Source organism: Thermovibrio ammonificans HB-1 (assembly GCF_000185805.1).
GTDB lineage: Bacteria > Aquificota > Aquificia > Desulfurobacteriales > Desulfurobacteriaceae > Thermovibrio > Thermovibrio ammonificans.
This window is the reverse complement of record NC_014926.1, coordinates 1,045,424-1,066,191: the sequence shown is the minus strand read 5'-3', so window position 1 is coordinate 1,066,191 and position 20,768 is coordinate 1,045,424. Positions and strand designations below refer to the sequence as shown.

Genomic DNA, 20,768 nt, shown 5'->3' with positions numbered 1-20,768 from the left:
TATGGCGAGGAGAAAGAAGGAGGAGTGTAAGTCTGTTCCAGCGTGGCTGACCAGTTTTAGCGACCTTATGTCGCTTCTGCTTACGTTTTTCATTCTTCTTTATTCTATGTCGACGCTTGATATTACAAAGGCAATGAAGTTTCTCTCTTACTTTCAGGGAGAGAAGGCTCAAACTTTCCAGCAGATATCGATTGTAAAACCGATTCAGATTTACACTACCGACCTTGCGAAGAAGATAAAGAAGATAATTAAACAGATTCTTCCGATTTACGGTTATCAGATTGTTGTCACGGAGAACTACGTTCTTATCAGGCTTTTTAATAAGGTTCTGTTTAAGCAAAACTCCCTTGAACTTACCCCAGAGGCCAAGAGGGCTCTCGACCAGATTGCGAAGATAATAAAGAACCTGAAGGGTAACTACATGGTTAGGGTTGAGGGGCATACCAGTAAAGATGAGCCTACCGTTCCTATGCCGAATATTCAAGACAGTTGGGACCTTTCTATAAGAAGGGCTACTACTGTCGTTCGTTATCTGATATCTCGGGGGGTTGACCCGAGCCGTTTAATGGCCGTCGGTTACGATGCGACCAGGCCTCTTTATACTTGGAACAATCCGATTCTTCAAGCGAGGAATAGGAGGGTTGAGATTTATATTCAGGTTGCCGTTCCCAGGGAGGAGGAAGGGAAGAAGGTGGAGTTTAAGAGGAAGGAGAAACTCCCCGGAGGGAATGAGACCTCCGGGAAGGTTAGTTCAGGAAAACGTTAAGTTTCTTCCTTAGTGCGTACTCTTTCATTTTTTTCTTAGCCCTCGTTTCGAGCTGGCGAACCCTTTCGCGGCTTATGCCGAGCTTCTCTCCTATTTCTCTGAGGGTTTTCGGCTCGTTACCGTCGAGTCCAAAGCGCATTATTATTATCTTCTTCTCCTGGGGTGTGAGCTGCTCGAGCATCTCCTGGATGCTCTGTTTAAGCTCCTCCTGGACAACTTTCTCTTCTACTTCAGCTGTGCCCTCTCCCTTCAGGAAGTCTTTAAAAGTAGTGTCCTCTTCGTCACCTATTGGAGTATCGAGGGATAGGGGCACTTGGCATATTGAGAGGAGCCTTTCAACTTCTTTGGGTTCCATACCTACGTAGTCGGCAAGCTCTTCGATTGTGGGCTCTCTGCCCAGTTTCTTTAAGAGTTCGCCGTAAGAGCGGGTGATTTTATTTACCAAAACGGCCTGTTTCACCGGGATTTTTACCGCTCCGGTCTGCTGGGCCAGTGCCTGCATTATGGACTGCCTTATCCACCATACGGCGTAGGAGATGAACTTCACCCCTTTGTCAGGGTCGAAGCGCCTTGCCGCCTCTATGAGCCCCAGGATTCCCTCCGCTATTAGGTCGTGGAGGGGCAGTCCGCACCCCAGGTACTTTTTGGCAACGCTTACAACGAATCTGAGGTTGGACTCTACGAGCTTCTTCAGCGCCTCTTTATCTCCTGCCTTTGCCCTCTTCGCAAGCTCTATCTCCTCTTCCCGCGACAGGAGGGGAATCTTGGAGATAGACTTTAAAAAAGCGTCGAGGGAGTCCTTATCGGGGACGAAGCTCTCGATAAGCGAAGGGTCTATCTCCTGGTTAAAGAGGGAAAGCTCGGCGCTTTCCCCCTCTTCTATACCTTCAAGTCCGAGGTTCTCTTCATCTTCTAAGAAAAACTCCTTCTCCTCCATCTCTCACTCCTACTCCTGTGGATTTAAAACGACGTAAATTACCCCTTCTCCTCTAATAACCTTGAGGAGGGCTCCAGAGTCGCCTCCCTTCCTTAGAACGGCCAAGAGGTCGTCTACCGACTTAACCGGCCTCATGTTTCTCGGGGTGGTTCCGGCCTTGACTATTACGTCTCCCTCCTGGAGGCCGGCGTCGTCTGCCGGAGAGCCGGGCTTGACCTCGGTTACTACAAGTCCCGTCTTAATCCACTTGGGAAGGCCGAGCTTCTCCCTGAGCTCCGGCGTGAGCTTCTGAACGGAGAAGCCGTACTTACTGAGAAGGTCTGCAGACGCAAGCTGCTGGCTGCCCGGCATCTGCCCTATCTTAACCGTTAGAGTTTTACGCTCTCCGTCCCTGATTACGGTAATCTTGACCTTGGTGCCGGGCTTGGTGTTTATAACTTTGAGCTGTAAGTCTGCAACGTTTTTAACCGGCTTTCCGTTGAACTCAACAATAATATCCCCGCTCTTCAGGCCTCCCTTCTCCGCCGGAGAGCCAGGCATAACCTTTGTAACAAGTACTCCTTCCTTAACGCCGAACTTCTGGGCGAGCTCTCCGCTGATGTCTTCAATATAGACGCCGAGCCAGCCCCTTATGACCTTACCGTACTTCAGGAGGTCTTCCATTACCTTCTTTGCGATGTTTATGGGAACGGCAAAGCCGAGCCCTTGGGCGTTTCTGACGATTGCGGTGTTTATACCTATTACCCTGCCGTGAATATCGCACAGCGGACCGCCGCTGTTACCGGGGTTAATTGCGGCATCGGTCTGGATAAAGTCCTCGATGGGGTTGAGGCCGAGTCCGTGTCTGCCCTTTGCAGATATTATCCCGTGGGTTACAGTCCAGTTCAGGCCGTAGGGGTTCCCCACCGCTATAACAAACTCGCCGACTTTAATCTTGTCGGAGTCTCCCAACTGGAGAACGGGAACCTTTTTGTTCCCAACGTGGATTTTTATCAGGGCAACGTCGGTTTTTGGGTCTGTTCCAACAACTTTTGCCCTGTAGACCGTGCCGTCGCTGAGCTTCACCCTTATCTTCTTGGCGTGGGCTACAACGTGGTTGTTGGTGAGTATGTAGGCCCAGCCGTCTTTTACCTTAACGATGAAACCCGAGCCTAAAGCCCTTGTCTGGAACGAGTCGGGGAAGTTGGGAAAGGGGAAAGGTATTCCGAACTGGTGGAAGAAGTCCCTGAACTGGGGCGGAATAGGAGGGTGCTTAAACTTTATCTCGGAAACCGTGCTGATGTTTACAACCGCCGGTTTAACCTTCTCGGCTACGCTCTCGAATACCCTCTGTAGAGACTGAACAACCTGGTAGTCCTGCTGTGTGGCCTCAACCTGGGCCATAACCGGAGCAGAGGCTGCCACGAGCGTAAAAGCCGCGGCGACACACCCTTTTAGAAGCTGTCTTGTGTTCATCGCACTTACCTCCTGTTCTTATTTTGTCTGGGCGTAGATTAACTGTTTTATCTTCTTCTCAGATAGAACTCTCCTTGCCCCGATAAACCTCCTCCTGAAGTACCTGTCGTTAAGGGACGAAATTGCCAAGCCGTGGTACATAGAGGAGAAGTGGATGAACTTGCCGTTTCCTATGTAGATTCCCACGTGAGAGGGGTAGCGGGCGTAAGTTCTGAAGAAGACCAAATCTCCGACCTTTAAGTGGTGCCTGTCTATGGGAATTCCGAAGTTGTACTGGGCTCTTGCCGTTCTCGGAAGCTTTACCCCCAGCTTCCTGTAAACATACATCGTGAACGACGAGCAGTCGAGGCCGAACTTGGGGTTGTTCCCCCCGAAAACGTAAGGGGTGTTTTTAAGCTCTTTAAACACCTGAGCGAGCGTTTTAAAGAATATCCCCTTATACTCGGGGTTGTTGAGGATAGAGAGGCTCCAGTTGTCGTACTTCACGTTTAGGGGAGTTGAAAGCACGTCGGAAAGCTCTTCGGCCTCCTGGTAAACAGCGTTGGTAAGGGGAACCATCTCGCTGCTTATCGATGATATGTTCCTCTCAACTTCCGACTTTTTCTCTATGAAAGAGATGGTTTCGGTGCTCTTTTCCGGGCGAAACTGGCGGTACCAAGCCCTGCTGTGGAAGCGCGGCGGTATGTAGAGCCGCTGGCCGGGCCTCAGTATGTTTGAGCGCAGGTGATTGGCCCGCTTAAGCTCCCTTATGGAGATGTGGAACCGGTGGGCGATTTTGTACAGTGAATCGCCCCTTTTTACCGTATAAATCCGGGCCTGGGCGGAGCTAACGCCTATCAGAACGAGAGTTAAGGCTGCAAGGATTCTCTTCACCATCCCCTCTCTTAAACTTTCAGCCAACTATTCTATCAAACCGTTTGTAGATTTGAGTCTTGGGAGTGCTGAGCTTCTTGCACCTGCTCTTTTGCATACCTGTAGTAGTTGAAGAGTGAATCTACAACGCCGTTCTCTATGTTGGAGATAAGGTCTTCAAACAGCTGGAAGGCCTCCTTCTTGAACTCTACAACCGGGTCCCGCTGGCCGTATCCCCTCCAGCCTATACTCTCCTTTATGTGGTCCAGGGCTCTCAGGTGCTCCCTCCAGTATTGGTCGAGCCTGTCGAGCATTACAACCCTCTCTATCTCCCTGAGCTGACCCTCTCCGACCAGTTTCTCCAGCTCGTTGTACTTCTCAGCAAGCGTGTCGTATATGAGCTTCGCCAGCTTCTCCCTGTCGGTAGGAGCCCCTTCAACTTCAAGGTTCATAAGCTCTTCGTATTTTGTTGGTATCGGGAACTCAAATCCGAACCGCGTCTCAAGGGTTTTCTTGAGCCCTTCAAGGTCCCACTCGTCGGGCAGGACGTTTTCGGGGGCGAAGGAGTCAACAAGCTCCCAGGCTACGTCCTCCATGAAACCTAAAATCTCCTCCTTGAAGTTTTCCCCTTCCAGTATTTTGTTCCTCTGCTCGTATATAACCTTCCTCTGAACGTTGTAGACCTCGTCGTACTCAAGGAGTCTCTTTCTAATCTGGAAGTTCTGCTCCTCCACTCTCCTCTGGGCGTTTTCAAGGGCCTTGCTCACCATCTTATGGGTTATGGGCTCGTCTTCGGGAACGTTCATCATCTCCATCAGCTTCTTTATGCGGTCGGAACCAAAGAGCCTCAGCAGGTTATCCTCCAGTGAGAGGAAGAACCTGGACTCTCCCGGGTCTCCCTGCCTGCCGGCCCTTCCCCTGAGCTGGTTATCTATACGCCTTGACTCGTTCCGCTCGGTTCCAATGATGTAGAGGCCTCCTAGTTCCTTAACTTTCTCCTTCTCCTTCTCGGTGATTTCCTTGTACTTTTTCAGAGTTTCCTGGTATATCTCTTGGTACTTCTCCTCACCCACCTTTTCCGGGGTAATCCCCCTTTCCTTAAGCTCCTTTTTGGCGAGGAACTCGGGATTGCCGCCAAGGAGGATGTCGGTTCCCCTACCGGCCATGTTGGTGGCTATTGTTACCGCTCCCAACCTTCCCGCCTGGGCAACAATCTCTGCCTCTTTCTCGTGGTATTTGGCGTTTAGTACCTGGTGGGGAATGCCCCTCTGTTTTAAGAGTCTGGAGAGGTACTCAGAGTCCTCTATGGAGTTTGTTCCCACGAGAACCGGTCGGCCGATTTTGTAGTTCTTCTCTATCTCCTTTATCACTGCGTTGAACTTTGCCCTCTTTGTTTTGAATATGAGGTCGGGGTGGTCTTTCCTGATTACCGGTTTGTTTGTGGGGATAACGACTACGTCGAGGCCGTAAATCTCTTTAAGCTCTGCCGCTTCCGTTTCTGCCGTTCCCGTCATGCCGGCGAGCTTTTTGTAGAGCCTGAAGTAGTTCTGGAGGGTAATGGTTGCAAGTGTCTGGTTTTCCGCCTCTATCTTTACCCCTTCCTTGGCCTCTACAGCTTGGTGGAGACCGTCGCTCCAGCGTCGGCCTGGCATAATCCGGCCGGTGAACTCGTCTACGATTATCACTTTGCCGTCTTTTACAACGTAGTCTACGTCCCTTTTGAAGAGGTGGTGGGCCCTGAGGGACTGTATTATCGCGTGGAGGAGGTCTGAGAATTTGGGGTCGTAAAGGTTGAACTCCTTCATTCCCGTCATTTTCTTGACTATCTCTTCTACGTGGCGGATGCCTTCGTCGGTGAGGGTTGCCGTTTTTGTCTTCTCTTCGAGCTTGAAGTCTTTCTCTTTTTTGAGCTGGCGGACTATGGCATCGGCTATGTAGTAAACGTCTACACTCTCTTCGGAGGGGCCGGAGATTATAAGGGGAGTTCGGGCTTCGTCTATGAGGATTGAGTCGGCCTCGTCTACTATTGCGTAGAAGAGCTCCCTCTGGACTTTCTCCTCTTTTGAGAAGACCATGTTGTCTCTGAGGTAGTCGAATCCGAACTCGGAGTTTGTTCCGTAGGTGATGTCGCGGGCGTACATCTCTTTCCGCTGGGGAGGCTCCATCTGGTTCTGGAGGTAGCCTACGGTTAACCCCAGGTAGTTGTAAACGGGGCCCATCCACTCTGCGTCCCTTTTGGCCAGGTAGTCGTTTACGGTTACAACGTGGACGCCCCTGCCTGCAAGTGCGTTGAGGTAGGAAGGCAGGGTTGCAACCAGAGTTTTACCTTCGCCTGTTTTCATTTCGGCGATTTTTCCCTGGTGGAGAACGATGCCGCCTATCAGCTGGACGTCGTAGTGGCGCATTCCGAGGGTTCGCTTTGCGGCTTCTCTAACGGCTGCAAAGGCCTCGGGGAGTATTTTGTCCATGTACTTGAACTGTTCCTGGGCCGTTTGGAGCTTTTGGAGCTCGGAGCGCCACTTGGCGGTGAGGGATTGAAGCTCTTCCTTGCTCTTTTTCTCAAACTCCTTTTCGAGACTGTTGATTTTCTCTACTATGGGCTTGAGCTTTTTTATAACCCTTTCGTTTCTGCTGCCGAGAATCTTTGTCAATATGGCATTTATCATAGTGGTCCTCCCGATAGGCTTTAAAGTGGTTGGAAGTCGATTCGGCCGGAGGTTAGCGGGCAGGGGTGGGGGATGCTCTTGAAGGGGCATTAAGGTTTAGTGGGCTCCCTTTAAAAACGGCCTCTGTCTTTAAAGGAACCGGGAGTTCCCGGCTCTCGGAGGCGGTTACTCTTTCCTCTTTGAAGGTTTTAACTTCGCAGAGCGTATGAGTTAAAAGGGAAGAGCAGACCGGACGGTCTGTAAACTGAACCGCCGCTTCGGCGGCCGGTGCGGCACACACCGTTATTGTTAGAAGGATAATTCCGAATATCAGCCTGCTCAGTCTCATTGCACACTAAAACTACTATAGTTGCTCCTAAATGTCAAAGGTGACCCTCTCCCCCGGTTGGATTACTGTTACCCGGTCTGTTATTCCCGATGTTAGGCTGCAGGCCATCAGTCTTTCGAGTGCCCTTTCTAACCTAAGGAAGAGGGGAATCAGGTGCCAGCTCCCGAAGTGTATGGGAACGAGGCGGCGAGCTTTAAGGATTTTGAAACCTTTAACTGCCTCCTCCGGCGTTTGGTGGAACTTCCTGAAAACGGGGAAGAACCCTCCTATGGGGAGCATTGCCACATCTATCTTGAACTTCTCCCCTATGGAGCTGTAGAGGTGCTCCGAGAAGGCTGTATCCCCGGCAAAGTAAACGGTAACCCCTCCGTGTTCTATTACGAACCCGCCTACCCCGGTGTCGGGGTGGAGTAGGTTTCGGCCCCGGTTGTGGTGGGCCGGAACTTTCCAGAACCTTACCCCTTCAATCTCTACCGACTCAAAGTTTTTCAGCTCTATTACCTCTTCCCTTTTTATCACCTTTTTACAGTTTTCCGGAGTCAGGTATACGGGCTTTCCTTTTAGCCTTTTTACGGTTTTAAGGTCCAGGTGGTCGTAGTGGGCGTGGGATACGATGACAACTTTCGGGGTTACCTCCTCCGGCCTTTTGGCAGCCGGCACTGCCCTCTTTATTCCCCCTGCACACTCGGTTAAGAAGGGGTCTGTTAGGACCTCCAAACTTCCAATCTTTACCGTAAAGGTGGAGTGACCTAAATTTTCTATCTGTAGTGTCATGGAGTTCAATTTATCAACTTTTCGGGAGAGAACAATGGAAAAGGGGTTCAGGGACATTGAGGAGTACTTCCTAAGGGTAGAGGCCGAGCAGCGGCAACGGCAGTCTCAGCAGGTTCAACGGAAGGAGAGGCGGTTCCAGAGTAGGGATAGCCTTGTAAGGCAGATTAAGAACCTGAACGAGAAGCTTAAAGGTAAGGACAGGAAAATAAAGGAGCTCTATCAGGAGATAGGGGAGCTTCGCTCCCAACTTCAACAGCTGAAAAAGCGGGAGGAGGAGTTCAGAAAGAGAGAGCAGGAGCTTAAAGACATAGACCGTTACAGGGCCAAAATAGAGGACCTCCAGATAGAGATATCCCGCCTGAAGGGCGAAGTTGCCCAGAAGGAGCGTCAGATAGAGAACCTGAAGGCTCAGGAAGTCCCAAAGCCCAAGGTTGAGCTCTTCATAGAGGTTGCCCTTAACGCCCTTACCGAGCTTGTTGAGGGTAAGGGAGGGAAGCTCAAGGTTCTCTTCTCTAAGCGGTTCAGGAAAGATATGGTTAAAGAGGTTTCCGTTAAACCCTTCCTGTTCGATAGCTTCGTATCTGCCCTTTCACGGATAGAGAGCACCTCCCGGCTACTGAGGAGGGACTCTAAACACGACATCTACAGGCTCAGGGTAACCTCTCCCTACGGTGAGTACAGGGCCATCTACCTGAAGATGGAGGGAGAAACGGTTAAGTTTGTCCGGTTCGGCCAGAGAGACTCCATCTACCAAGAGCTCGATGCCTGCGGGTGGAAGTTTGAATGAGGGTAATTACAAGCCTTGAAGCCCTTGAAGGGCTTTTACCCCTCTCTCCCCGAGAGAGGGAGGCCTTCAGGGCCGTTGTTCCCGTATACCCTTTTTCTACAACCGAGTACTACGCCCGGCTGGCGGCCGAGAGCTTCGCCGTAAGGCGTATGCTCCTTCCTTCCCTTGAAGAGCTTAACCCTGAGCTTCAGAACCTCGGGGAGCCCGACCCCTTAAGGGAGGAGCGCGACAGGAAAGCTCCTTGCCTAACCCACCGTTACCCCGATAGGGTTCTCGTTGTAACAACCAACTACTGTCCGGTTCTGTGCCGGTTCTGTATGCGTAAGCGTAACTGGAGGAGGCCTCTCTTTACAATCTCAGAAGATGAGGTAGATGCAGTTCTCTCCTACGTGCGGAGAAACCCTCAGGTTCGGGACGTCCTCATCTCCGGCGGAGAGCCCCTCCTTCTGCCATTAGAGCTTCTGGAGAGGCTGCTCTTGGGTCTGAAGAAAATAGAGAGCGTTGAGGTTGTTCGGATAGGCACCCGGCTGCCTGTTGTTGAGCCCTCTGCGGTTCTGAGGAGTGAGCTCCTTTCGCTCCTTGAGAGGGCCCAAAAAGTTTGGGTAAACACCCACTTTAACCACCCCGACGAACTTACTGCAGAGGCGGCCGAAGCGGTAAAGGCCCTTTTAAAGTGCGGCGTTCCCGTTAACAACCAAACAGTTCTCTTGAAGGGGGTTAACGACTCCGTTTCTGTTCTTGAGAGGCTCTTCAGGGGGCTTCAGAGGATAAAGGTGCGCCCCTACTACCTCTTTCACTGCGACCCCGTTGAGGGGGTTATGCACTTTTCAACCCCTATAAGTTTGGGCCTTAAACTCCTTGAGGAGCTTCAAACCCGCCTCTCTCCCCTTGCCCTCCCCTACTACGCGGTAGACGGGCCGGGAGGTTACGGGAAGGTTCCCATGCTCCCCGTTCGGTTTGAAAAGCTGGGGAGCGTGTACCGTTTCAGGAGCTTCTCCGGTCGCTACTTTACCATGCCCGATAGGTAGCCATAAATTAAGAACCATTCTCGATTAGGAGGCTACCTGTTATGGCCAACAGGCTCGCTTTTGAAAAATCCCTCTACCTGCGGCAGCACGCAGACAACCCGGTAAACTGGTTCCCTTTCGGTAAAGAAGCCTTTGAGAAAGCCGGGAAAGAAAACAAACCCCTCTTTATATCCATCGGCTACTCCTCCTGCCACTGGTGCCACGTTATGGAGGAAGAGTCTTTTCAAGACGAAGAAGTGGCCCGAATTCTAAACAGCCGCTTCGTTCCCGTAAAGGTAGACAGGGAGGAGCTTCCCCACGTAGACCGTTTCTACATGGAGGCCTGCCGGGCAATGGGCGGCAGCTGCGGGTGGCCCCTTTCCGTTTTTGCCACCCCGGAAGGAGAGCCCTTCTTCATAGCCACCTACGTTCCCAAAGAACGTTTTAAAAGGTTGCTCCTTGAAGTGGCAGAGCTGTGGGAGAAGAAGCCCGATTCGGTTGTTAAAGGCGCCAAAGAGGTGGTTAAAAGGCTTGCCTCCCTACTTGAGGGGTTGGAAGGCGAGCTTCCCGGCCCCTCGGCCGCCGCAAACTGCTTTAAAGAGATTGAAAGCCGCCTCGACCCGGTTAACGGCGGCTACTCTCCTCCTCCCAAGTTCCCCCTTCCCCACTTCAACTGGTTCCTCCTGCGCTACTTCTCCCTGGGAGGTTCCGGTAGGGCCTTTGAATCTGCAGCCTTCACCCTAAAAGCCATGAGGCTGGGCTCCGTTTACGACCAGATAGGGGGCGGCTTTCACCGCTACAGCACCGATGCCGCCTGGTTTGTGCCCCACTTTGAGAAGATGCTCTACGACCAGGCCGGCCTGCTTGTGATCTATTCAGAGGCTTACGCCTTGAGCGGATACTGGCTCTTTAAAGAGACCGTTAAAGAGCTCATCTCCTACCTTGAGAGAGAGCTTCTCCTTTCAAACGGCCTCTTTGCCTCCTCCCAGGATGCCGACTCCCCCGAAGGGGAGGGGCGCTACTACGCCTTTACCTGGGGTGAGCTTAAGGAGGCCCTTACCCCCGAGGAGCTTGAGTTTGCCCGCCAGCTCTACAACCTCTCTCCCGAGGGCAACTGGGAGGAGGGGCTTAACCTCCTCTACCCGGCGGAGGAGTTTGAGGTAAAGGCCGAGAAGCTCGGCTTGAGCCTTGAAGACCTCCTAAAGAAGAAGGCCCTTGTCGACTCTAAACTCCTCTCCCTCAGAGGCAAGAAGGTCCCTCCCGCAACCGATGAAAAGGCCCTTACCGACTGGAACGGCTACCTGCTGTGGGGGCTTGCCGTAGCTTCACGGTTTGTTGAGCCTGCGGCAAAGGAAAGGGCCGTTGCCCTTGCAACCTCCCTCCTTGAGCGCTCTTACAGGGATGGGAAGCTCTACCACGTTCTCTACGGGAGTGAGCCGGCGGTAGAGGCCTTACTCGACGACTACGCATTTCTGATAAGGGGGCTACTCGAACTCGGCTCTGCCACTTTAAACGACGACTTCTACTCTGCCGCAGCCGAGCTTGCCGATATTGCCGTTAAAGCCTTCTACAGAGGCGGCCGCCTGTACGGCTCATCCGATAACACCTTTAACCTGGCCGACCCCTTCGACGGCGCCTACCCTTCCGGAGTTGCCGTTATGGTTCAGAACCTGCTTATAATGTCGGAGCTTTTGGGCTTAAATGAGTTTAAAAAAGTTGCCGAAAACGTTCTGAGGAGTTACTCAGAGGCCGTTAACAGGTATCCTTCCGGAGTTGTCTCCCTGGTGGAGGCCGTTTTAATGGAAGGCGGTGAGCTCTCCGTTGTTGAGTCGGCCTCCCAAGAGGCTCTCGGGAAGCTCTTGAAGGAGTTCAGGCCTTACAGGTTCTTCAGGTTAAACCCGGAAGTTGAAGGGGTAAAGGTGTGTGAGCGGGGAGTCTGCAGAGAGATAAAGTAGGGGGCCCCTGCCCCCTACTATTAGTAAACGGTGATTTCGCCGTTTACAAGTCTCTTCCAAATCTCCTTCATCTGGGCAAGGTGCTCTTTAACTATCTCTTCTACCTTCCCCTGGAAGGCTTGGGCGGGCTCTTGGCTTCTAACCTTAACGTCTACGGCAAGGGGTTGGTTAACGGGCTTACCTATCTGGCTTACCATGTAAACGTAGGCCTCTTCGATTCCCTCTATTTCAGATACTACGCCCTTTGCTATTTCGTTTGCGGTTATGTTGTAGAGCTTCCCCACGTGGGTTATCGGGTTCTTTCCGGCTGCCGCCTCCAGGCTCATAGGCCTGTAGGGAGTGATAAGGCCGTTGACCCTGTTGCCCCTTCCCACTTCTCCGTCGTCTCCGGCCTCGGCGCTCGTGCCGGTAACCGTTATGTACACGTTTCCACTCTCAAGGTCGTCGCCTGTGTTAACCTCTACTTCCACTTCCCTGTTTGTGAACTGCTTGGCAACCTCGAGGGCTATTTTCCTTACGTTCTCCCTCTTCTGGGCGTAGTCCTCAACGTCTTTCACGAATCTATCCACAAAGGCGCAGGCGATTGTTATCTTCATCTTCTCGCCTACCCTAACGCCCATTACCTTAACGTCTTCGCCGATTTCGGGGTGTTTCTCCTTTATCTCCTTAGAGTTGAGCTTCTTCTCCACGTTGAACACCACGCTCTCAAGGTCGTCAAAGGGAGCGTAGCCTACGCCGAAGGAGGTGTCGTTTGAGAGGGGAACGCCCTCTTTAAGCTGCCTCATGTAGATGTCTACAAGGTCTACAGAGCCGGGCCTTATGTAGGTGTGTATTCTCACGTGCCTGTCCGGGTCTATTGCGTGGATGTTCTCCCTCAGCCACTCCTTGGCACTCTCAACGGCTATTTCATCAACGGGTATCTTTACCCCTTTGTACTCTTTAATTGCCCTGCCGGAGAGGAATATCTCAATGGGCTCTGTTACCTCTCCTCCTCCGAATCTCGGGAGTGCGCTTCCCCCAACCAAGAGGTTCTTATCTACGTTGTGGTGGAGAACAAAGCCGAACTTCTCGTAGTAGAACTTACACAGCTCGGCAGAGAGCTTCTCGGCCAGCGCATCGCATATGGTATCTGGGTGCCCCAGCCCTTTCCTCTCAACGATTTCAATCTCCTGCTCCCAAACGGGCTGGGTATCCAGAGGAGTTACTCTAACGTTCATTTACCGGTCCTCCCTATAACAAGTTTAGGTAGGCAAAATATATCAGAAATTCACACTGAGAGAAGCTCTCTCACCTTCTCTATTACGGCTTCCGGTTTTAGCTCCTTCATACACCTAAAGTGCCCCTCGGGGCAGCGCTTTCCCCCGTGGATACCGCAGGGCCTGCAGGGGAGCTCCAGCTCCACCCAGTTTCCCCTGCCGTATGGGAAAAAGCCGAAGGCCGGAACTGTTGGGCCGTAAACTTCAACAACCGGCGTTTTCACAGAAACGGCAACGTGGACCGGCGACGAGTCGTTGGAGACCACCACTTTCGCTCCCTTAACTACCGCGAAAAACTCCTTGAGGTCTGTTCTGCCGCACAGGTTAACACCCCCCTCCATAAAAGAGAAGCACCTGTTGCAGTAGGTACTGTCCCCCTTGCCTCCCACAAGAACCGGGGTTATTCCCCTTTTTAACAGGAAGTTGGCAACCTCTGCGTAGTATTCCGGCAGCCACGCCTTTGTCGGCCAAACCGAGCCCGGGGCCAAAACCGCATAAGGAGTTTTAAGGGAGAACTTGCCCTTTACCCTCTCTACCTCCTCTTGGCTCACGGGGAGCTCCGGCTCTTTGTCGTAGGTAACCTCTACCTCCTGCTCTAACGGCTCCAGTAACCTTAACTGCCTGTCGATTTCGTGGAGTCCCTCTTTGAACTCATGTTTTACCCGGTCTGTGTAGAGAAACGAAAAGCCGGCCTTGTCGTACCCTATACGCCTTTTGGCTCCCGAGAGGAACAGTATCAGGCTTGTCCTGTGGGACCTGTGGGGAGATACTGCCAGTGTGTACTTTTCTCTTCGTAGCTCCTGGGCAAACTTCCAAATGCCTCTTTTATCAAACGGAATCACCCTATCTACCGGCCAGAAACCCTCAAAAACGGTTTCTAACCCCTTTCTTACAACCAGGTGGAGCTCTCCAGACGGGAACGTCCTTTTCAGAGACTTTAGAAGGGGTGCTGTGAGTATCAGGTCTCCTAAGAAGGCGGTTTGAAATACGACGATTTTCTCCATTTGGAAGCTCTCCGGAGGGGTTTAATCCGGAATTTTAACTCGGAGGGGATGTGAGCTGAGGTGGGTGGTCGGGGCGGGGGGATTTGAACCCCCGACCTCTTGGTCCCGAACCAAGCGCGCTGACCAGGCTGCGCCACGCCCCGTTCCTGCGCCAATAAAGTTAGCCGTTCTTATGGAAAATTTCAAGCCCTTAGCCTCTTTCCCCATTAATACCCGCAGGAAAAATGTCCCGAGGGAGCTTTTTAAGGAGCTTGAGACTACGACTTACAAAATCCTCATTCTCTCCCTTCTCTTTGGGATGACCCACGTAAAGGAAAAAGAGGAGCAGAAGCTCTTTTTTGACCACGACTTTGATGCCACCTTTGAGGAAGCCGTGGAGTTTATGAAGGAAAAGCTCTCCCTGAAGCCGGAGGAGTTTTACGAGCTTGACGCAAAGGCCCGCTTCCGCGCTTTTACCGTTGCAAAGCTCACGGGGCTTGGCGCAATAGAAAGGGTGAAAGAGAAACTCCTTAAAGCCATAGAAGAAGGGAAAACCCTCAAGGAATGGATAGAGGAGCTTGGAGAGGACGGAATATTGAAGGCCGTGGGCTTTCACCAGTCCAACCCCTGGTATCTTGAAACCGTGTTCCGCACTAACATTTCAACTGCCTACAATGCAGGCAGGTTTATGCAGTTTGCCCGCTCCAAAGACAAAATCAAGTACCTTGAATACGTTGCAATAGACGACGGAAGGACCACGCCAATATGCAAAAGGCTTGACGGAACGAAACTTCCTCCCGACGACCCCTTCTGGGCAACCTACACCCCTCCTAACCACTTTAACTGCCGCTCAACTGTGAGGGCCATCTTTAAAGGCTCAAACGAGGCCGGGAAAGTTAGAAAGAGAGCTCCCCGGGATTTGCCGGAGCTCCCGGAAGGTTTCAGGAGCTCCCCTCTTAGTAGCTGGTGGAAACTAATAGACTCTATGGCAAGGAGGGTCGTAAAATACGGGCTTAAAGATGAAATCTTAGAGAAAGCCAAAAAACTCTGTCAGAAAAACCTTTCAGATGACTGGTGTGAGGAGTATAAGGAAGTGGAAAGATACTTACGGGATGCCGAGGAAATTGTAGAGAAACAGCAAAAGGCAGAAAAAGAATTCCTTAAAGTTCTTAAAGAGTTTGACGTTGAAAAGCCAGAAGAGTCATTTAAGAAGTTGTGGGTGAGCGAGAGGACCTATCAAAATCACCTTAGAGACCGCCTTGATGAAGGAGTTATTTCGGGCTGGAAAGATTACTTGGAAAAAACTCTTGAAACCCTTGCGCTCTATAGTGGAGTATATTACGAAGTATACAGTGAGTCTTGGGATAGAATACTTTACGATAGGAAGCGTCAGTGGATGGTTGTCTTGACAGAGAAGGGACGTATAATTTCAAGTATGAAGGTAAACGAAAAGTTGAAAGAGCTTTTTGACAGGCACATTCAGAAGGCGAAGAGGGATAAGCAAACCCTTGAAATTCATAGAGGAAAGACTAATGAGGAACTTAAGAGAGAAGCTGAGGGAGTCCTTAAGGCTTTACGAGGTAAGAAGTAGAAGGTTAACACCTGAAAGAATACTTAACGATTGGGGAATAGACTATCCGATAAATGAGGCAGCACTTTTTAGAGAACGTCTTGAGAAATATAAGGGTATGCTTACCGCGGAAGAGCTTGCTGTTTTAGAAGAAGCTGACAGGAGATTTCTTGAAACTTGGGAGAAAGTTAAAAATGTAGACCCTGAAGTTCCTTACAACAAAATAGCCAAAGCCTTTCTTGAAGATATTATAAAGTTAGCAAAAAACTCTTCTTCTAAACAACCTGTCAAAACCGCCTAATCTGGCCGGCCGAGGCCGGCTTTCCCATTTTTCTTCATCCTTTGAAATAAAACCCTTCTTTCGTTTCAAAATTTCTGCTATCCGAAACGAAAACCTGTCAATTCCTGCCACTTTTTTCTTTTGTCTGCTCTATCCTCAACTAAAAGAGAGCTGGAGGCGCAATTGAGGATAGAGCTTGCAAGGGCCGGCAACTGGAATGGCCAGGTTCTAATAAAAGAGGAATTAAGGTAGGTAGTTAGGAGTTTCAGAGGTAAAATCCCAGTTACTCAGGGTTATTTTAACGCTGATATGGGGGTCAGCTTTGAGGTAGATAAATAGGGAAAGAAATTAATCTCACTTGAAGAGCTGGGGTATGTTGGGAAACTGTGAGTGATTAGAGCCCACTTGTTCAGATAAAGCTTTAACAGGGCCTACGGAACGACGTTTTAGCGCAAGTTTAAATCCCACTTGTTCAGATAAAACCGGGGGAGGAGATGAACTTGCGTTCCCTATATGACGACGTTTAAATCCCACTTGTTCAGATAAAACGGCGACCTTGAGACCGTAAGGGAGTTCTTAAAGAAGAGGTTTAAATCCCACTTGTTCAGATAAAACCAACCTTTGGCCATATTCTCAAGTTAAAGAACTACAACACTTTCTCCATTATAACAAACCTCTGAGAAAGGGGTTAAGTGCAGCGGACCTCCATTAAGTTTATGATGATAATCTAATATAAACTCTAAGTGGATTGCGGCCCAAGCTACAAGCCCGGTTTTGAAGATTTTATGATGGAATGCAGTAGATTTTCTAAAAAGAAAATAAAAAGAGGGGCTAAAAGCCCCCCTTTAGGGTATGCGCAGTGAAGAGTTATTTATCGCTATCGCCCTTTTCTTCTTTCTTCTCCTCTTCTTCAGGCGTTTTGAGCTTCGCCTCTTTGGGTGGAAGTTCTTCCTTCTCTACTTTGAAGGTGAACTCACCCTTTTCTTTGTCGTAGTCTACCACTACTGTGTCGCCTTCTTTCACGCTGCCTTCGAGAATCTTAACCGAAAGCGGCGTTTCAACTTCCCTCTGGATGGTTCTCCTGAGGGGTCTTGCTCCGAACTCGGGAACGTAGCCCCTCTTGGCGAGCTCGCTCTTTGCGGCTTCTGTGAGTTTAACCTTAATGCCTCTCTCTTCGAGGCGTTTGTTGAGCTTGGCAATGAGGAGGTCAACGATTTTCTTAATCTCCTCTTCGGCAAGCGGATGGAAGATGATTATCTCGTCTATCCTGTTGAGGAACTCGGGCCTGAAGCGGCGCTTTAGTTCCTCCATTATCTGCTCTTTTATCTTGTCATAGTTCTTCTCGAACTCCTCTTTGGAGAGGTTCATAAGGTACTCGGAGCCTACGTTGCTGGTCATGATTATCACGGTGTTGCTGAAGTCTACCGTGCGTCCTTTTGCGTCTGTCAGGCGGCCGTCGTCGAGTATCTGGAGCAGGATGTTGAATACGTCCGGGTGAGCTTTCTCTATTTCGTCGAGGAGTATTACGGAGTAGGGCTTACGCCTTACAGCCTCGGTAAGCTGACCGCCCTCTTCGTAGCCTACGTAGCCCGGAGGTGCACCGATGAGCTTGGATACTGCGTGTTTCTCCATGTACTCGGACATGTCGAGCCTGATTATCGCGCTCTCGTCGCCGAAGAGGTACTCGGCCAGAGCTTTTGCAAGCTCGGTTTTACCTACACCTGTAGGTCCGAGGAAGAGGAAGCTACCCAGCGGCCTGTTGGGCGGCTGAAGGCCTGCCCTTGCACGCCTTATGGCTTCAGAGATGGCTTTTATGGCCCTTTCTTGGCCGATTACCCGTTTGTGGAGCTCCTCTTCCATTCTGAGGAGCTTCTTAATCTCTTCCTCTTGAAGTTTGGAAGCGGGAATACCGGTCATTTCGGAGATTACTTCTGCAACGTCTTCTGCTGTAACTACGGGAAGCTCCTCTCCTTTCTCTTTGGCCTTCTCGACTTTCTCCTCGAGCTCTTTTATGCGGGCCTCAATCTCTTTAATCTCCTTTTTGAGCTTCGCAGCCTTGTCGAATTCTTCAGCCTTAACGGCTTCGTCGAGCTCGGCCCTGAGGTTGTGGAGCTTCTCCTTCAGCTCTGCAAGCTCCGGAGAGCTGTATGTAGCCTCCAGTTTCTTCCTTGCACACGCTTCGTCGAGGACGTCTATTGCCTTGTCGGGTAGGTATCTGCCCTGTATGTACTTCTTGGAGAGTTTTACAGCGGCCTCTATGGCCTCGTCTGTAATCTTAACTTTGTGGTGCTCTTCGAGCTTGGGCCTGAGGCCTTTGAGCATGAGAATGGCCGTTTCTATATCGGGCTCGTCTACCCAAACGGGGGCAAAGCGCCTTTCGAGTGCAGGGTCTTTCTCTATGTACTTGCGGAACTCGTCGGTGGTTGTTGCACCGATTACCCTTATTTCACCCCTTGCAAGTGCCGGTTTCATGATGTTTGCTGCGTCCATAGAGCCTTCGGCTGCACCGGCACCCACTACGGTGTGGAGCTCGTCTATGAAGAGGATTATGTTGCCCTCTTCCTTAACTGCGTCGAGAACCTGCTTAAGGCGCTCTTCGAACTCGCCCCTGTACTTGGTTCCGGCAACGAGTGCCGCCATATCGAGGGCTACTATGCGCTTGTCTTTGAGGTTTTCGGGCACTTCGCCGTTTGCGATTTTCTGGGCAACACCCTCTACAATAGCGGTTTTACCTACACCTGCAGGACCAACGAGAACCGGGTTGTTCTTGGTCCTACGGGAGAGGATTTGGATTACCCTCTTTATCTCGGTTTCACGGTCGATAACGGGATCGAGCTTGCCCTCTTCAGCAAGGCCCGTAAGGTCTATACCGTACTTGCGAAGAACTTCCGGAAGCTGCTTGCCTGCAGCTTTTGCCTTTGCGCTGATGTCGCGGGATACTTTTGCCCTGCCTTCCCTGTACTTTTTAACGGCCTTAAGGGCGTCTTCCTTCTCCAGGCCGAGTTTAAGGAGAATCCTGTAGGCCATGCTCTCGGGAACTTCGTAGAAGCCGAGGAAAAGGTGTTCGAGGTCTACGCTGCGGGCCTTCATCTGACGGGCAATGTCGAAGGCGGCGTCGAGGACTTTTTTAAGTGTAGGGGTGATGTATATCTCTTCGTACCCTGCGTAGTGGGTAGAGGGAAGTCCTAAACGTCCTACCCTATCTACCTGCTCCCTTATGAACTTTTTGGCCCTTATGGGGTCGAAGCCTGCAAGCGTGAATATGTCGAGTATGGGAGAACCGGGCAGTTCTACCATTGCAAGTAAAAGGTGCTCTGTATCTACGTACCTTTCACCCAGCTGTTTGGCGATTTCTTGGGAAAGGAGTATTGCGTCCTTTGCTCTTCCACTTAAAACGTCCCAGATGTTCATCTCTCTCCTCCTCACTTACTTTTGTAGTATTTTGATTAGTTTATCACGATTTAGTTCATCAAAGTGGAGCTCTTGAAGCATTTCAACTATCGCTTTTAGTGCCTCTTCGTTGAGGCGTCTTGCCATCTCCTCGAAGAGGCGCTCTATGTCGTCTTCGAGCTTCAGAATGAGGCTCGTTCCGGCAACGTTTACGCCCCTCTCCCTTGTGAGGGCTACTATCCGCTTTATGCGGATTAGGTCGTTTTCGGAGTAGAGCCTGGTTTTCCCCTCGGTTCTTGAGGGACGAATGAGGCCTTCGTTTTCGTAGAACCTGAGGGTTTGGGGGTGAACCCCCGCTATTTTGGCCACTATGCTTATCATGTATACGGGTGTGTCCTTGTCAATCACCGCCCACTCCTCCTTTGGCTTGTGTATCAATTTAGGTTTGTTTAAGAGGAGTGTCAACTATCTTAAAATGTTTTTTTAAGTGGGCGGTGATTCTCCGTTAGTAGGGGAGCTCCTCCCAGTCAACGTTTTCCTTAATCCAGTTAACGTACTCGGGAATGCCCTCCTCTATCTGGGTTTGGGGGGTCCAGTTTAGGAGCTCTTTCGTGTGGGTGAGGTCGGCCTGGGTGAAGTTCTGGTAGAACTTGTAGGGGTTGTCGAAGTACTCAACTTCAACGTCGGTCCTGAGGGCTTTTTTTATGGTTTCAACCACTTCGTTGAAGCTTCTTGCGTTGCCGGTCCCCACGTTTACTATGCCGCTTTTCCCGCTTTCAAAGGCCTTGATGTTTGCCTCTACGCAGTCTTTTACGTAAACGAAGTCTCTCTTCTGCTCGCCCCACTTGAAGAGCCTGGGCCTTTTCCCCTTTAGTATCTGAACTGTGAGCTGGAGGACCATGCTGGCCATTTTGCCCTTGTGCTCTTCTCTGGGGCCGTAAACGTTGAAGTATCGCAGGCCTACTACCGGAACTGTTGGGTTCTCCTTCATGAACTTTCGGGCGTAGCGGTCCATGGCCAGTTTTGAGTAACCGTAGACGTTTTCGGGAAGCTCGCCTTTCCCCACAACCATCGGAGGTTCGGTGTTGCCGTAAACGGCACCGGAGGAGGCGTATACTACGGCCGAGCGGCTCTTTCTTGCGACCTCGAGCAGCTCTTTGAAGGCCTCGCAGTTGACCTCCATCATTCTTCGCTGGTCGGTTAGGGTTGTGTCTACTATGGCTCCCTGGTGGAAGATGACGTCGGGCTTCAGCTTCTCTATTTTCTGGATGGTTTTCTCTTCGGTGATTGAGCCGGTTATCACTTCGCCGTTGAAGGTGCGCAGGTTTTTGAAGTTGCCGCTTGAGAAGTCGTCTACGACGAATAGCTCCCAGTCCGGAAACCGTTTTTGGAGTTCTAAGATGAGGTTTGAGCCTATGAATCCGGCTCCTCCTGTTATGACCGCTCTCATTATCCCAGCTCCCCCTTAAGGTGTGCTTCGTAGCCCTTGCTCTTGAAGAACTCTTTCAGGGCGTTTCCGTACTCTTTGGCGAGCTTCCAGCTCCTAAAGGTTGCGTAGGTGGCCGCTTCCTCAAGCTCGTTGCCGTTAAAGCGGATAACGGATACTCCCCAGTCGAAGTCCCTGAGGTTTTCGTCTAAGTAGACCCTTTGGACGAAGATGTCGCAGATTTTCTGGCTCTCCCCGAGGTACTCTTGGAGCTCCTCGGGGGATTTTCCGAGAGCATCGGCCATCAGCTCCCTGAAAAACTCGTCTCCTACCACT

18 protein-coding genes and 1 tRNA gene are annotated in these 20,768 nt (G+C 51.0%); 6 read left to right on the top strand and 13 right to left on the bottom strand.

The annotated features are described in order from the left end of the window. Position 1 precedes the first annotated feature (1 nt). Entirely contained in the window at positions 2 to 766 is a 765-nt protein-coding gene (locus THEAM_RS05450) for an OmpA/MotB family protein (protein ID WP_013537838.1), read from the top strand. Here the strand turns inward: THEAM_RS05450 and THEAM_RS05445 are convergent. The 6 genes from THEAM_RS05445 to THEAM_RS05420 are packed head-to-tail and all read right to left on the bottom strand — an operon-like array spanning position 747 to position 7,835. Beyond that, positions 747 to 1,703 (bottom strand): sigma-70 family RNA polymerase sigma factor, encoded by a 957-nt coding sequence (locus THEAM_RS05445; RefSeq protein WP_013537837.1) that lies wholly within the window; start codon positions 1,701 to 1,703, stop codon positions 747 to 749. The genes THEAM_RS05450 and THEAM_RS05445 overlap by 20 nt on opposite strands. A gap of 9 nt (positions 1,704 to 1,712) precedes the next feature. After that, a complete protein-coding gene (locus THEAM_RS05440) occupies positions 1,713 to 3,158 on the bottom strand; it encodes a DegQ family serine endoprotease (RefSeq protein WP_013537836.1) in 1,446 nt (481 codons plus the stop codon). Between the two features lie 18 nt (positions 3,159 to 3,176). Beyond that, positions 3,177 to 4,034: a C40 family peptidase gene (locus THEAM_RS05435; protein ID WP_083797268.1), complete on the bottom strand. Its 858-nt coding sequence runs from the start codon at positions 4,032 to 4,034 to the stop codon at positions 3,177 to 3,179. Positions 4,035 to 4,066: 32 nt separating this feature from the next. Further along, positions 4,067 to 6,676, bottom strand: coding sequence for a preprotein translocase subunit SecA (gene secA / locus THEAM_RS05430; RefSeq protein ID WP_013537834.1), 2,610 nt, complete (start codon positions 6,674 to 6,676; stop codon positions 4,067 to 4,069). 52 nt (positions 6,677 to 6,728) lie between these two features. Further along, positions 6,729 to 7,004: a hypothetical protein gene (locus THEAM_RS05425; protein ID WP_013537833.1), complete on the bottom strand. Its 276-nt coding sequence runs from the start codon at positions 7,002 to 7,004 to the stop codon at positions 6,729 to 6,731. Between the two features lie 27 nt (positions 7,005 to 7,031). Further along, a complete protein-coding gene (locus THEAM_RS05420) occupies positions 7,032 to 7,835 on the bottom strand; it encodes an MBL fold metallo-hydrolase (protein WP_232203423.1) in 804 nt (267 codons plus the stop codon). Here THEAM_RS05420 and THEAM_RS05415 point away from each other — a divergent pair. The 3 genes from THEAM_RS05415 to THEAM_RS05405 are packed head-to-tail and all read left to right on the top strand — an operon-like array spanning position 7,813 to position 11,527. After that, a complete protein-coding gene (locus THEAM_RS05415) occupies positions 7,813 to 8,565 on the top strand; it encodes a coiled-coil domain-containing protein (RefSeq protein ID WP_013537831.1) in 753 nt (250 codons plus the stop codon). The genes THEAM_RS05420 and THEAM_RS05415 overlap by 23 nt on opposite strands. Then, a complete protein-coding gene (locus THEAM_RS05410; RefSeq protein ID WP_013537830.1) occupies positions 8,562 to 9,593 on the top strand; it encodes a KamA family radical SAM protein in 1,032 nt (343 codons plus the stop codon). The genes THEAM_RS05415 and THEAM_RS05410 overlap by 4 nt, the downstream gene beginning before the upstream one ends. 41 nt (positions 9,594 to 9,634) lie before the next feature. Beyond that, on the top strand, positions 9,635 to 11,527 hold the full coding sequence (locus tag THEAM_RS05405) for a thioredoxin domain-containing protein (protein WP_013537829.1): 1,893 nt from the start codon (positions 9,635 to 9,637) through the stop codon (positions 11,525 to 11,527). A gap of 20 nt (positions 11,528 to 11,547) precedes the next feature. Here THEAM_RS05405 and THEAM_RS05400 read toward each other — a convergent pair whose 3' ends face one another. The 3 genes from THEAM_RS05400 to THEAM_RS05390 form a co-directional block, all read right to left on the bottom strand. Then, positions 11,548 to 12,744, bottom strand: a complete 1,197-nt coding sequence (locus THEAM_RS05400) for a methionine adenosyltransferase (protein ID WP_013537828.1) — start codon at positions 12,742 to 12,744, stop codon at positions 11,548 to 11,550. A 50-nt stretch (positions 12,745 to 12,794) separates the two neighbouring features. Further along, positions 12,795 to 13,787, bottom strand: a complete 993-nt coding sequence (waaF, locus tag THEAM_RS05395) for a lipopolysaccharide heptosyltransferase II (RefSeq protein WP_013537827.1) — start codon at positions 13,785 to 13,787, stop codon at positions 12,795 to 12,797. 65 nt (positions 13,788 to 13,852) lie between these two features. Then, positions 13,853 to 13,930 (bottom strand) — tRNA-Pro (locus tag THEAM_RS05390). A 239-nt stretch (positions 13,931 to 14,169) separates the two neighbouring features. On the opposite strand from THEAM_RS05390, the gene THEAM_RS09575 reads away from it, so the two are divergent. Continuing rightward, positions 14,170 to 15,357: a phage head morphogenesis protein gene (locus THEAM_RS09575; RefSeq protein ID WP_232203438.1), complete on the top strand. Its 1,188-nt coding sequence runs from the start codon at positions 14,170 to 14,172 to the stop codon at positions 15,355 to 15,357. Then, on the top strand, positions 15,299 to 15,637 hold the full coding sequence (locus THEAM_RS05380; RefSeq protein ID WP_013537825.1) for a hypothetical protein: 339 nt from the start codon (positions 15,299 to 15,301) through the stop codon (positions 15,635 to 15,637). The genes THEAM_RS09575 and THEAM_RS05380 overlap by 59 nt, the downstream gene beginning before the upstream one ends. An 846-nt stretch (positions 15,638 to 16,483) precedes the next feature. On the opposite strand, the gene THEAM_RS05375 is transcribed toward THEAM_RS05380, so the two are convergent. The 4 genes from THEAM_RS05375 to THEAM_RS05360 form a co-directional block, all read right to left on the bottom strand. Continuing rightward, positions 16,484 to 19,027 (bottom strand): ATP-dependent Clp protease ATP-binding subunit, encoded by a 2,544-nt coding sequence (locus THEAM_RS05375; RefSeq protein ID WP_013537824.1) that lies wholly within the window; start codon positions 19,025 to 19,027, stop codon positions 16,484 to 16,486. Positions 19,028 to 19,042: 15 nt separating this feature from the next. Next, positions 19,043 to 19,387: a MerR family transcriptional regulator gene (locus tag THEAM_RS05370; protein WP_425478107.1), complete on the bottom strand. Its 345-nt coding sequence runs from the start codon at positions 19,385 to 19,387 to the stop codon at positions 19,043 to 19,045. Positions 19,388 to 19,511: 124 nt separating this feature from the next. After that, positions 19,512 to 20,456, bottom strand: a complete 945-nt coding sequence (gene rfaD / locus THEAM_RS05365) for an ADP-glyceromanno-heptose 6-epimerase (RefSeq protein WP_013537822.1) — start codon at positions 20,454 to 20,456, stop codon at positions 19,512 to 19,514. Next, entirely contained in the window at positions 20,456 to 20,767 is a 312-nt protein-coding gene (locus tag THEAM_RS05360) for a hypothetical protein (RefSeq protein ID WP_013537821.1), read from the bottom strand. The genes rfaD and THEAM_RS05360 overlap by 1 nt, the downstream gene beginning before the upstream one ends. Position 20,768: the final 1 nt, after the last annotated feature.

Bases quoted from the DNA above. Each gene is read 5' to 3' on its own strand.
- THEAM_RS05450 (WP_013537838.1), top strand. From the start codon at position 2: ATGGCGAGGAGAAAGAAGGAGGAGTGTAAGTCTGTTCCAGCGTGGCTG.
- THEAM_RS05445 (WP_013537837.1), bottom strand. From the start codon at position 1,703: ATGGAGGAGAAGGAGTTTTTCTTAGAAGATGAAGAGAACCTCGGACTT.
- THEAM_RS05440 (WP_013537836.1), bottom strand. From the start codon at position 3,158: ATGAACACAAGACAGCTTCTAAAAGGGTGTGTCGCCGCGGCTTTTACG.
- THEAM_RS05435 (WP_083797268.1), bottom strand. From the start codon at position 4,034: ATGGTGAAGAGAATCCTTGCAGCCTTAACTCTCGTTCTGATAGGCGTT.
- secA (WP_013537834.1), bottom strand. From the start codon at position 6,676: ATGATAAATGCCATATTGACAAAGATTCTCGGCAGCAGAAACGAAAGG.
- THEAM_RS05425 (WP_013537833.1), bottom strand. From the start codon at position 7,004: ATGAGACTGAGCAGGCTGATATTCGGAATTATCCTTCTAACAATAACG.
- THEAM_RS05415 (WP_013537831.1), top strand. From the start codon at position 7,813: ATGGAAAAGGGGTTCAGGGACATTGAGGAGTACTTCCTAAGGGTAGAG.
- THEAM_RS05420 (WP_232203423.1), bottom strand. From the start codon at position 7,835: ATGTCCCTGAACCCCTTTTCCATTGTTCTCTCCCGAAAAGTTGATAAA.
- THEAM_RS05410 (WP_013537830.1), top strand. From the start codon at position 8,562: ATGAGGGTAATTACAAGCCTTGAAGCCCTTGAAGGGCTTTTACCCCTC.
- THEAM_RS05405 (WP_013537829.1), top strand. From the start codon at position 9,635: ATGGCCAACAGGCTCGCTTTTGAAAAATCCCTCTACCTGCGGCAGCAC.
- THEAM_RS05400 (WP_013537828.1), bottom strand. From the start codon at position 12,744: ATGAACGTTAGAGTAACTCCTCTGGATACCCAGCCCGTTTGGGAGCAG.
- waaF (WP_013537827.1), bottom strand. From the start codon at position 13,787: ATGGAGAAAATCGTCGTATTTCAAACCGCCTTCTTAGGAGACCTGATA.
- THEAM_RS09575 (WP_232203438.1), top strand. From the start codon at position 14,170: ATGAAGGAAAAGCTCTCCCTGAAGCCGGAGGAGTTTTACGAGCTTGAC.
- THEAM_RS05380 (WP_013537825.1), top strand. From the start codon at position 15,299: ATGAGGAACTTAAGAGAGAAGCTGAGGGAGTCCTTAAGGCTTTACGAG.
- THEAM_RS05375 (WP_013537824.1), bottom strand. From the start codon at position 19,027: ATGAACATCTGGGACGTTTTAAGTGGAAGAGCAAAGGACGCAATACTC.
- THEAM_RS05370 (WP_425478107.1), bottom strand. From the start codon at position 19,387: ATGATAAGCATAGTGGCCAAAATAGCGGGGGTTCACCCCCAAACCCTC.
- rfaD (WP_013537822.1), bottom strand. From the start codon at position 20,456: ATGAGAGCGGTCATAACAGGAGGAGCCGGATTCATAGGCTCAAACCTC.